The organism is Halobacterium sp. KA-4, from assembly GCF_021028995.1.
Classification (GTDB): Archaea; Halobacteriota; Halobacteria; order Halobacteriales; family Halobacteriaceae; genus Halobacterium.
The window spans coordinates 44,226-55,417 of sequence record NZ_JAJJZG010000018.1 but is presented as its reverse complement, the minus strand read 5'-3'; the positions used below and the strand labels follow the sequence as shown (position 1 = coordinate 55,417).

The 11,192-nt window shown below is 67.0% G+C and carries 12 protein-coding genes; 7 read left to right on the top strand and 5 right to left on the bottom strand.

The annotated features are described in order from the left end of the window. Positions 1-134: 134 nt before the first annotated feature. A complete protein-coding gene (locus tag LPA44_RS14990; protein WP_230890334.1) occupies positions 135-1,748 on the top strand; it encodes a receiver/sensor box histidine kinase in 1,614 nt (537 codons plus the stop codon). An 87-nt stretch (positions 1,749-1,835) separates the two neighbouring features. On the opposite strand, the gene LPA44_RS14985 is transcribed toward LPA44_RS14990, so the two are convergent. Then, the gene (locus LPA44_RS14985; protein WP_230890333.1) at positions 1,836-2,864 is read right to left on the bottom strand and encodes an LLM class flavin-dependent oxidoreductase; all 1,029 of its coding nucleotides are present in this window, start codon (positions 2,862-2,864) and stop codon (positions 1,836-1,838) included. 96 nt (positions 2,865-2,960) lie between these two features. Here LPA44_RS14985 and LPA44_RS14980 point away from each other — a divergent pair, with 96 nt between their 5' ends. From LPA44_RS14980 to LPA44_RS14970, 3 genes are all read left to right on the top strand, one after another. Continuing rightward, positions 2,961-4,082, top strand: a complete 1,122-nt coding sequence (locus tag LPA44_RS14980; RefSeq protein WP_230890332.1) for a pyridoxal phosphate-dependent aminotransferase — start codon at positions 2,961-2,963, stop codon at positions 4,080-4,082. 79 nt (positions 4,083-4,161) lie between these two features. After that, positions 4,162-5,013, top strand: coding sequence for a UbiA family prenyltransferase (locus tag LPA44_RS14975; RefSeq protein WP_230890331.1), 852 nt, complete (start codon positions 4,162-4,164; stop codon positions 5,011-5,013). A 43-nt stretch (positions 5,014-5,056) separates the two neighbouring features. Beyond that, positions 5,057-5,833, top strand: coding sequence for a class I SAM-dependent methyltransferase (locus LPA44_RS14970; RefSeq protein ID WP_230890330.1), 777 nt, complete (start codon positions 5,057-5,059; stop codon positions 5,831-5,833). On the opposite strand, the gene LPA44_RS14965 is transcribed toward LPA44_RS14970, so the two are convergent. Further along, positions 5,834-7,015 (bottom strand): redox-regulated ATPase YchF, encoded by a 1,182-nt coding sequence (locus tag LPA44_RS14965; RefSeq protein ID WP_230890329.1) that lies wholly within the window; start codon positions 7,013-7,015, stop codon positions 5,834-5,836. 90 nt (positions 7,016-7,105) lie between these two features. Here LPA44_RS14965 and LPA44_RS14960 point away from each other — a divergent pair, with 90 nt between their 5' ends. Next, positions 7,106-8,173 carry a hemolysin family protein gene (locus LPA44_RS14960; protein ID WP_230890328.1) on the top strand — a complete coding sequence of 356 codons (1,068 nt, stop codon included), beginning with the start codon at positions 7,106-7,108 and terminating at the stop codon, positions 8,171-8,173. Here LPA44_RS14960 and LPA44_RS14955 read toward each other — a convergent pair. Then, positions 8,170-8,481 carry a hypothetical protein gene (locus LPA44_RS14955; protein ID WP_230890327.1) on the bottom strand — a complete coding sequence of 104 codons (312 nt, stop codon included), beginning with the start codon at positions 8,479-8,481 and terminating at the stop codon, positions 8,170-8,172. The genes LPA44_RS14960 and LPA44_RS14955 overlap by 4 nt on opposite strands. A 29-nt stretch (positions 8,482-8,510) precedes the next feature. Next, a complete protein-coding gene (locus LPA44_RS14950; protein WP_230890326.1) occupies positions 8,511-9,356 on the bottom strand; it encodes a polymer-forming cytoskeletal protein in 846 nt (281 codons plus the stop codon). A gap of 96 nt (positions 9,357-9,452) precedes the next feature. On the opposite strand from LPA44_RS14950, the gene LPA44_RS14945 reads away from it, so the two are divergent. Both LPA44_RS14945 and LPA44_RS14940 read left to right on the top strand, forming a co-directional pair. Next, positions 9,453-9,647, top strand: a complete 195-nt coding sequence (locus LPA44_RS14945) for a DUF5800 family protein (protein WP_230890325.1) — start codon at positions 9,453-9,455, stop codon at positions 9,645-9,647. Between the two features lie 38 nt (positions 9,648-9,685). Beyond that, entirely contained in the window at positions 9,686-9,823 is a 138-nt protein-coding gene (locus LPA44_RS14940; RefSeq protein WP_230890324.1) for a hypothetical protein, read from the top strand. A 91-nt stretch (positions 9,824-9,914) separates the two neighbouring features. Here LPA44_RS14940 and pan1 read toward each other — a convergent pair whose 3' ends face one another. Continuing rightward, positions 9,915-11,129 carry a proteasome-activating nucleotidase Pan1 gene (gene pan1, locus LPA44_RS14935; RefSeq protein WP_230890323.1) on the bottom strand — a complete coding sequence of 405 codons (1,215 nt, stop codon included), beginning with the start codon at positions 11,127-11,129 and terminating at the stop codon, positions 9,915-9,917. Between the last annotated feature and the right edge of the window lie 63 nt (positions 11,130-11,192).

Here is an 11,192-nt window from a genome sequence, read left to right as displayed (position 1 = left end):
TTTTAGCTAACTGAACCGCTTTCTTCGTGAAGCGGGAAATCTTCGACATAGGCATCGGCGGTTTCCCGCTTCATTCCACTAGTTCTGACGGTCGAAGCCGACGCTGTCCAGCGATTCACCAGAGCCGCATACTTGTGTCTCTCTCGACCCGGACGGGCGGTACCGCCATCGTGGTGCTCGGCCTCGTCCTCTCCGCGTTCCACGTGCGGACCGTCGGCGTGCTGTGGGGCGCGCCGGCTCGCGTCGTCGTGAACGGAATCCTCCCGTTAGTGCTGGCCGCGTTCGTGGTGGCCGCAGGCGTGCAACTCGTGCGCAACGACGTGGTCGCCGACCAGTTCGTCACGCGCGTGCTCTCATGGGTAGTCGTCGGCGTCATCGTGCTCGCCGCGGCGACGGCGTGGCTGTTCGCGAGCGTGCTCGTCACCGGACCGCTGCCGGCGAACGCCACGCTGACGCTGTTGAACGCCTCGACACTCGGCGGCCTCATCGGCTACCTGGTCGGCGTCTACGACGCGCGCCGCCGCGAACAGCAGGTCCAGGTCGACCAGTTGAACCGCATCAACAACACGCTCCGCATCGCGACACGGGAAATCGTGAACGCGGACACCCGCAACGAACTCGAACAACAGGTCTGCGAGCGCCTCCAGCAGTCCAAGCCGTACGAGTCTGCGTGGATCGGGCGCTATGACCCGGAAGACAGCGAACTCCAGCCGGACGCGTGGGCGGGCTTGGACGATGAGTACTACGAATCCGTCGTCATCGCCGTCGACGGGGACGACGCCCACGGGAAGGGTGCCGGCGGGCGCGCCGTCCGCACGGGCGAGATCCAGTGCTCGCAGAACGTCTCGACGGACCCGTCGATGGAGCCGTGGCGGGAGCTGTTCGCCGAGCACGGCGTCGAGTCGGTGGCGGTCGTCCCGCTCGTGGACGGTGACACCGTCCATGGGATTCTGAGCGTGTATGCCGACCGCCCGTACGTCTTCGACGAGCCCGAGCGGGAGGTATTGATGGAACTCGGCGAGACCATCGGGCACGCCATCACCTCGCTGGAAGCCCGCGAGCAACTCCGCCGTCGCGAGCGCGAGTTGGCCAGTCAGAACGACCGTCTGGAGGAGTTCGCGTCGGTCGTCAGCCACGACCTCCGCAACCCGATGAACGTCGCGGAGGGCTCGATTTCTCTGGAGCGTGAGGACCGCGACAGCGACGCGCTCCAGCGGGCAGCGGACGCGCTCACGCGGATGAACGAACTCGTCGAGGACATCCTGGCGCTCGCGCGGACCGGCCAACTGGTGAGCGAGTTCGACAGCGTCGACCTCCGGACGGTCGTCGAGGACGCGTGGGCGACCACCGAGACCGAGGCGTCGACACTCGACGCCGAGCCGTCGCTCGGCACGATCTCCGGGGACGAGAGCCGCATCCGCGAACTGTTCGAGAACCTCTTCCGAAATGCTATCGAACACGCCGACGACGACGTCACCGTCTCCGTCGGCAACCTCGACGACGCCGACGGCTTCTACGTCGCTGACGACGGGCCCGGCATCTCGCCAGCAGACCGTGAGACGGTGTTCGACGTGGGCTACTCGACGAACCCGGACGGCACCGGGTTCGGGCTCAACATCGTCCGCAGCATCGCCGATGCGCACGGCTGGGATGTCACAATCACGGAGAGCGACGCTGGCGGCACGCGCTTCGAATTCTCGGGCGTCGAGACCGACACGGGCCGACCGGTCGACGAGCAGGTCGCGTAGGACGAGCGATTACCTCTGTCAGGCGCCCATCCTTGAGGGGGCGATTTTCCGCGCTGCTACCGATATGACCGTCCTGTCGAACGATGGTCAGCGCGGCGTAAGGCTGACGGCGTCGGCGAGGAGTTCGTGCGAGCGGAGCGCGTCGTCGTGGTCGGCGACGACGTGCTGAATCATCACTTCGTCGACGCCGACGCGGTCCGCCAGTTGTTCTAAGAGCGAGTTCAGCGTCGCCGGGCTACCGGAGATTGCGCGCGGCCACTCGTCCTCGGCGAGCGTCTCGGGTGTCGGCTCGGGGACGCCGCCGAGTTCGTCGATGGCTTCCTTGACGGACGGTGCGGTGCCGGTGACGCCGCGCTTCATCCGCTTGAAGGAGGCTTCCGCGGTCGCGCGAAGTCGCGCGGCTTCCTCGTCGGACTCGGCGCAGACGGCGTTGACGGCGACTATTCCCTCCGGTTCGTCGACGCTTCCGGCCAACTGCGAGGGCTGAAACGCTTCGCGGTACTCCTCGAAGGCGTGCGTGGCGAACTGCGGGCGGATGAACGCCGCGAAGCAGTACCGCAGGCCGAGTTCACCCGCGATTTTTGCGCTGGAGGGGCTGGAGCCGAGCGCCCACGGAACGGGGGTCGCTTCACTGGAGCGCGGAATCTCGACGTCGCTGTAGGCGTGTGTGGTGGGGTAGTCGTCGTAGAGGTGGTTGACAACGGCCTCGATTTTCTCGCGGTGGTCCTCGTCCGGGTTCGGAACGTGGCGCTCGGTGCCGAGAGCTCGGTCAACGGCTGGCGAGCCGTTCGCGCGCCCGAGGCCGGCGTCGATGCGGCCCGGCGCGAGCGCGTCAAGGACGCCGAACTGCTCGGCGACCTTGAACGGGCTGTAGTGGTTGAGGAGGACGGCACCCGAGCCGAGGCGAATCTCGTCCGTCTCGGCGGCGAGGTGGCCAAGCAACACTTCGGGCGTGGTGCCGGCGAGCGTGTCGCCCATGCCGTGGTGCTCGGCGACCCAGAAGCGCGAGTAGCCGAGGCGTTCGGCCTGCTGGGCGGCCTCGACGGTGTTCGCGTAGGCGTCCGTCGCGGTGCCGCCCTCGGGGACCGGGGATAGGTCGACGACAGAGAGGTCCATGTTCCCGTTCGTGGATTGCGGGAGAAAACGGTTCGGCTCGCGGAAGGTGGCCGCCGGACAGGAGGAATTATGTCGTCCGACGCCCGGGTCGTTCGTATGACGGAGTTCCCCCAGAGAGTCGAAGCCATCTCCATCAGCGGCATCCGGGAAGTGTTCGAGGCGGCCGGCGAGGACGCCATCAACCTCGGGCTCGGCCAGCCCGACTTCCCGACGCCCGAGCACGCCCGGCAGGCCGCCGTCGACGCCATTGAGGCGGGCGATGCGGACGCGTACACGTCGAACCGCGGGACGCCCGAACTCGTTGACGCCATCGTCCAGAAGCACGAGCGCGACAACAGTCTCGAAATCGCGCCGGAGGGCGTCATTGCGACCTCGGGCGGGAGCGAAGCGCTCCACCTCGCGCTGGAAGCTCACGTCGACCCCGGTGAGGAAGTGCTGTTCCCGGACCCTGGGTTCGTCTCCTACGACGCGCTAACGCGCATCGCGGGCGGCGAGCCGGTCGGCCTGCCGCTGCGCGAGGACCTCACACTCGACCCCGCGACTGTCGAAGAGCGGGTCACCGAGGACACGGCGGCGTTCGTCGTGAATTCGCCCGCGAACCCGACGGGCGCGGTGCAGTCCCCGGAGGACATGCGGGAGTTCGCGCGCATCGCCGACGAGCACGACGTGCTCTGTATCTCCGACGAGGTGTACGAGCACATCGTCTTCGACGGCGAACACCGCTCGCCGATGGAGTTCGCGGAGACGGACAACGTCGTCGTGGTGAGCGCGTGCTCGAAGACGTATTCGATGACTGGGTGGCGGCTGGGCTGGGTCGCCGCCAGCGAGCGCCGCGCCGAGCGCATGCTGCGCGTCCACCAGTACTCGCAGGCCTGCGCCAGCGCGCCCGCCCAGTATGCGGCGGAAGCCGCGCTCAGCGGCCCACAAGACGTCGTCGACGAGATGGTCGCGGAGTTCGAGCAGCGCCGCGACCTCGTGCTCGACGAACTCGAAGACATGGGCCTGGATGTGCCGAAGCCGGAGGGCGCGTTCTACGCGATGCCGAAGGTGCCCGACGGCTGGGTGGACGAGGTCATCGACCGCGGCGTCGTCGTCGTGCCCGGTGAGGCGTTTGGCGAGCACGGCGAGGGCTACGCCCGTATCTCCTACGCTACGGACACTGAACAGCTCCGCGAGGCCCTTGACATCATGCGCGAGGCGACGAACGCACTCCAGTAGGGTCTCTTTCTCGCTCCCCCTGACGGGTCGCGTAGTTCGCTCCCTGACAGTTATGCCGCCCGCGTTCTTTGGTACGTGTATGCACATCACGCGGCACGGGCGTGGGGGCCACGCGGCTGTCGCGGCGTTGGCGTCGCAGGTCCACCCGGTGTTCATGCTGCCGCCGCTGGCCGCGGCCGGGTTCGGGGCCGTGCTCGCGGGCGAGTTCTCGCTGGCCGTCGTGGGCGTCCATCTCGCCGCGATGTTCTGCGCCGTCTACACCGCCCACGTCAAGGACGGCTACGTGGACTTTCACGTGCGCGGCGAGGACGACGACCACCCGCTCACCGTGGCGGGCTGCCGGCTCGCCATCCGCGGCGCGTCGCTGTCGTTCTTCGCCTGTGTCGCCGGCCTCTGGTGGCTCGTCGGCCCCGGTGCCGCCGCGCTCGCCGTGCCCGCGTGGCTCGTCGGGTACCACCACGCGCCCCAACTGGACACGAACCCCGTCACGACGACGACCGGCTACCCGCTCGGCATCGCCGTCGCGCTCGTCGGGGGCTACTACGCGCAAGCCCAGTCGCTGGCGGTTCGCCCCGTCGCGTTCGCGGGCGTCCTGCTCGTGTTGCTCTCGGGCGTGAAGGTCGTCGACGACGCGCAGGACTACGACTACGACCGCTCCATCGACAAGCGTAGCGTCGCCGTCGTGCTCGGGAAGCCAGGCGCACGACAACTCGCGTACAGCCTGATGGCGGCCGCGATGAGTGGTGTGGTGGCGCTCGCCGCACTCGCCGTTTTCCCGCCGAGCGCCGTGCTCGCCGTCGTCGCGTTCGCCGTCGTCGCGTGGTTCGCGGCGCGCTCCGAACCCACGGTCGCGACGATGCTGCTCGTGCGGGGCTGTTACATCTTCCTCGCGGTGCTGGTCGCCGCGGTCTGGTTTCGGCCACTCGCATAGCGAGAGCGGTGTGCTGAAGGGTGCGGGCGGTGTCTGGACGGCTATGGACGCCTGGCAGGACGACGACGCGCTCGCCGACCAGTACGCGGACGCGTCGAACCTCGCCGCGCGACAGGTCTTGCACGCGCGGTTCTCCACGGCCGACCGCTCTCCCCACGAGTGGCTGTTCGACCAGTTCGACCTCCCCGTGGATGCCGTCGTGCTCTCGCTCGGTTCGGGGCACGGCGCGCTCTGGACTGCCAACGCCGACCGAATTGCCGCGGGCTGGGACGTCACCGTGACGGACAACTCCGCGGGGATGATGATGGACGCGATGGAGGCGCTGGAGGACGTCGGCCGCGAGTTCGACTTCGACTCGGTCGACGCCCGCAACATCCCCTACCCGGACGATACCTTCGACGCCGTCACCGCCCACTTCGTGCTCTCCCACCTCACCGACGCGGACCGCGAGCAGGCACTCTCGGAGATTCGGCGCGTGCTGAAGCCCGACGGGACGCTGTACGCGGCGACGACCGGGACCGACGACCTCGCCGCCGTCTTCGACGCGGTCGCCGAGTTCGGTAGCCGGCCCGCGGACGACGGGTTCGCGCTGGAGAACGGCGAAGCACAACTGCGCGAGCAGTTCGCGAGCGTCGAACGCCAGGGCTTCGAGGACGAACTCGAGATTACGAAGTCCGAGCCGCTGGTCGCGTACCTGCTCTCGCTGCCGGGCTTCGACGGCGCCGACGCCTTCGAATTGGAAAAGAAGTTCCACGAGAAAATCGGCGAAGACAGGTTCGTCGTCGAACGGTCCGTGGGCGTGTTCGTCGCGTCGGGGTGACTACTTCGCGGTGGAGACGATTTTGATAACGTCGCCCTCTTCGACTTCGTAACCCTCACCGACCTCGCGTTTGGTCTTGGCGTTCACCGCGTGGAGGTAGCCCTCGCCGATGTCCGAGTGGACGGCGTACGCGAGGTCCACGGGCGTCGAACCGTGCTCCAAGAGGAACGCGTCCGGGAGGACGTTTCCCCTCGCATCGGTCCACTTCGACTGGTCCTGCACGGGGTAAGCTGTAACCATGTCCAGCAGGTCGTAGACCGCGTGGTTCAGCGCCGCCTGGACGCCCGTGCCGCCGTACTCGCTCATCGTCTCGCGGAGTTCGTCGAGGGCTTCGCGCTGGCCCTCGCTGATTTCGCCCGTTATCTCGAAGTCCTCGTCGCCCGGGTCGTAGTCGAGGAAGCCGGCGTCGACGCCGCGCCGGAGCGCGAGTTCTCCCTGCGCAGTCGCGGGTATCACCGGCTTGTCGAGGTCAAGCAGGCGCTGGACGTTCTCAGCGGGCGCGACGTCGATTTTGTTCGCGACGACGACGATGGGCTTCGTGCGCTGGCGGATGCCACGTGCGAGCGCCTCGCGGTCCTCGGTGGTCCACTGCACCGGGTCCTCGGAGTAGTCCATCCCGCGCAGGACGGCAGCGACGTCGTACTCGGTCGCGCCGAACCCCGTCATCAGGTCCGTCACGGCCTCCTCGATGTCGAATCCGGGGCTGCGGGACTGGCGCTCGACGGTCTCCCAGTTGCGGTCGACGATGCCCGCCAGCCAGAGGTCCATCTCCTCCTCGATGAAGTCGATATCCTCGATTGGGTCGTGTGTGCCGACCTCCACGGGTTCGCCCTCCTCGTCGGTCGCACCCGCGGCGTCCACGACGTTCACGATAACGTCCGCGTTCGTGAGTTCGTCGAGGAACTGGTTGCCGAGTCCACGCCCCTCGTGTGCGCCCGGCACGAGACCCGCTACGTCCAGCAGTTCGACGGGGACGTAGCGCTTGCCGTCGTGGCAGTTCTCGTGCCCGCAGCGCTCCTCGCGGGTGAGACACGGGCACTCCGTGCGCACGTGAGTGATGCCGCGGTTCGCGTCGATAGTGGTGAACGGGTAGTTCGCGACGTCCACCTCCGAGCGCGTCGCGGCGGTATAGAACGTCGACTTGCCGGCGTTCGGCTTCCCGGCAAGCGCGATAGAGAGCATACCACGTGGTAGCGCGAGCGCGGAAGAATGGCTTTCGGTTGGGCGACCCACCCCAAGCGATATTCGGCGCGCGACGGAACCATCCGGACGATGAACACCCTAGAGGTCACCCTCCGCCTGGTCGCGGGGCTCGGGTTGATTCTCGCGAACGGCTTCTTCGTCGCCATCGAGTTTGCCCTGACCCGCGCCCGCCAATTCACCGAGGAGGAGTTCGTCGACGGCAACCCCTCTCTGGAACGCGCGTGGGAGATGACCAACGACCTCGAGCTCTACCTGACGACGTGCCAGGTCGGCATCACAGCGTCCTCGATTGCGGTCGGTATCGTCGCCGAGCCGGCGCTCGCAGCCATCTTCGAGCCGGTGTTCCACAACACGTGGCTCGCATCGGTCGGCGCCGGAGCGGTGCTGGCGTTCCTCATCATCAACCTCGTCCACCTCACGCACGGCGAACAGACGCCGACCTACCTCGGCGTGGAGCGCTCGCGGTTCGTCTCCAAGTACGGTGCCGGGCCGCTGTACTGGTTCCACTTCGCCATCTCGCCGATTATCAAGCTCGGCGACGGCGTCGCGAAGGGGACGCTGAAGCTGTTCGGCGTCGAGATGACGGGTGCGTGGCTGGAGACCGAGGAGGACGTCATCGAGTCACGTGCCGACCTCCGGAACCGCCTCGGGTCCGTGCTCGGCGAGTCCGACCTCACCCAGGAGCGCCGCGAGGAAGTCCTGGGCGCGCTCGACATCGACCAGATGCCCATCGAGAACGTGATGGTCGACGCCGACGACGTCGTCGCGCTGTCGACGACCGTCGGCCTCAAGGAGAACCTCGAGCGGATGAGCGAGACGCCCCACGTCCGGTACCCACTGGTCGGCGAGACCCTGGACGACTTCCGCGGCATCATCTACCTGCCGGCGGTGTTCCGCGACCTCGACGACCTCCGGTCGGGCGAGGACACCCTCGAGGACGTCGCCCAGCCGCCGATGACGATTCCGGCGTCACTACCCGTCAGTGACGCCATCGACCGCTTCCAGTCGGAGCGCCAGGAGCTGGCGTTCGTCACCGACGAGGACGACCGCGTCGTCGGCCTCGTCACGGTCACGGACGCACTGGAAGCCATCGCCGGCGAGGTCGAGGACCCGCTCGACGACGAACACGAGCGTTAATGCGCTCGCAGGCGCGTCGCGACGCTCCCGACTGCGACGACGAGGAGGAAAACGCCCGCGAGCAGGAACGCGAGGTCGCCAGCGAGATTGAGCGCGGTGTACCCCCACTCGTCGAGGCCACCGCCGAGCACGAACCAGTAGCCGTTGACACCGGTGAGCAGCGCAACGAGGCCCAGAAACGCGACGAGTCCCTCGCGCCACAGTCTCACGCCGACCACGAGCGGCGACGGGGATGTGTCGGATTCGCCGCGCTCGGGAACGTGGGGATTGCCCGTGTCGGCATCGCCGCTCGAGGGCGAGTCAGACATAGGGCGGACTGGTCGAGGAGCCAACTAAACTATTCGGGGTCGCGGTCCGCGCGGCTGCCAAGGTGCATCTCGCCGCGGGCGCGGATGACGCCGTCGACGTCGGCGTCCGGGTGGACGTGGACGTCCTGCCCGGAGACGTCACCGAGCACAACCGCACCGGGTTCGACGCGAACGTCGCCGTTGCGTGTGGTGACGTCGCCGTGAATCTTCGTGCCCGAACCCACGCTCACGTCGTCTTGTGCGCGCAGGCTGCCGAAGATGTTGTTGTCCTCGCCGACGTCGATGCTGGTCGCGCGGATGTTGCCGTGCAGCCGGCAGTCGTCGCCGATGGTGGCGGGCGTGGAGACGCGCCACGCGTCGTCGGAGACGCTCCCGGAGCGCGGGATCGTAAGCGGCTGGGCGTCGCCGCTGGCAGCGAACTGGTCGACGAGTTCCTCGGCTTCCTCCTCCTCGCCGATTTGGAGGAGGTGGGTGAGGTAGACGACGAAGAACGTGATGGTGGGCATCGGGTTCCGGATGACGATCCAGCCGGAGGCTTCGAACCCCTCCTCAATGTCGACGTCGTCGCCGATGTCGAGGTCGCCGCCGACGACCAGCCGGCCCGTGATGTGGACGCGCTCGCCGAGGTAAGCGTCCTCGCTGGCGAGCACGTTCCCGTCCACGTCGCACCACATGTCCAGCCGGCAGTCGCCGTCGGCCTCGATGTCGCCGGCGAAGGAGACGCGTTCGCCCGCGATTACGCTGTGGCCGCGAACTCCGAGTTCGACCGTGGACTGGCCGCCGACCAGCACGTCGCCGTCCACCACGACGTCGTGTTCCTGTACGGTGGTTCCGTCGGGCACGACGAGTTCGTCTATCGGGTTCGGGCCGAGCACACCCGTCCAATCATCCCGCACGCCAATAAACCCCGCGAGAGCGCACGCCAACCGTCGGACGGCGGGCTTTTGTCCGCTCGTCGCCTACTCGATGGTATGACTACGCTCTCGTTCGAAGACGACGGCGTCGACATCGTCTACGAAGGCACGGAGTTCCGCATGGAGCGCGAACTTATCGAGGAAGCCACTGGCAAGAACTACCACGAAGTCACCGACCACGAGGTGCTCAAACTTGTGGAGCGCGACCCCTCGCTCTCCGGCGAACCGCGGCGCATCGGCGACATCGTCTAGACGCGAACTTTTAGGTTCGAGCGCGGCCATCAGCGAGTATGACCGCGACGCTCCCCGACTTCGACCATCCGTCCTGGGTGACGGCGATGGCCACGTTCGCGAGCTACGGGCTTGTCCTGCTCGCGATGACCGTCCTGTTGTTCCTTGTGCCGTACGCCATTTTCACGGCGCTGTGAGCAGGAACTAGCGTACAAAATCCTCGTCACGTAAAATCAGGCGAGAGCGCCAGCTACGCGGCGTCGAACCGGAGAGGACGAGAGAGGAGCGTTACGCGAAGGTTCGCGTGGGTTCGGCGCTGGCGTCTGTGTCCTGTTCGAGCTTCTCCAGCGCGTTCTCGAAGTCCTGCATCGTGATTTCCTCGCGGTCGTCGCGGATGGCGAACATCCCTGCTTCCGTGCAGATTGCGGCGACGTCCGCGCCGGACTTGTCGTCGGTCTCCGCGGCGAGGCGCGTGAAGTCCACGTCCTCGGCGAGGTTCATGCTCCGCGTGTGGATGCGGAAGATCTTCTCGCGGCCGGTCTCGTCGGGGTTCGGCACCTCGATGAGGCGGTCGAAGCGGCCGGGGCGGAGGATGGCGCGGTCGAGCATGTCGAAGCGGTTGGTGGCGGCGATGATGCGGATGTCACCGCGCTCGTCGAAGCCGTCCATCTCGGAGAGTAGTTGCATCATCGTGCGCTGCACCTCGGCGTCGCCGGAGGTCTTCGAGTCCGTGCGCTTCGAGGCGATGGCGTCGATTTCGTCGATGAAGACGACGGCGGGCTCGTGGTCGCGGGCGACCTGGAAGAGGTCGCGGACGAGCTTCGCGCCCTCGCCGATGAATTTGTGGACGAGTTCGCTGCCGGCCATCTTGATGAACGTCGCGTCCGTCTGGTTTGCGACGGCTTTCGCCATCAGCGTCTTCCCGGTGCCCGGCGGCCCGTGCAGGAGCACGCCGCTCGGCGGGTCGATGCCGACGGTGTCGAACATCTCGGGCTCCTTCATCGGGAGTTCGACGGTCTCGCGGACCTCGCGGAGCTGTTCGTCGAGCCCGCCGATGTCCTCGTAGCCGACCTCTGGGGACTCGTCGACTTCCATGACGCGGGCGCGGACGTCGGCCTCGTCGTCGAGGCGTTCGACGATAGAGAGTGAGTTGTTGACCGCGACCCGAGCGCCGGGTTCGAGGTCGTCGCGGAGGTCGTCGGTGACCTCGGTGAGCGCCTCCTGGTTGTTGCCGTGCTGTTTGATGATGGCACCGTCGTTGTTGAGTTCCTGGACGGTGGCCACGAACAGCGGCGACTGCTTGAGCTTCTTGTTCTCGTGGGAGAGCCGTTCGAGCTTCTGCTGGTACTTGTTGTTCTCGGCGTTGGCGTCGAGCAGGCGGTCCCGCATCTCCTCGTTCTCGTCCTCGAGGGCGGAGAGCTGCTCCTCTAGGGCCTCGATTTTCTCCTGGAGAGAGGCGCCGTCGTCGTAAGGCAGCTCGGCGTCCTCTGCGGTCTCAGTCATCACTTCTGGGTAGGGTGTTAGTTCATAAGAGGCTTCGGGTGACCCAACACCTCGCGTTGAGAA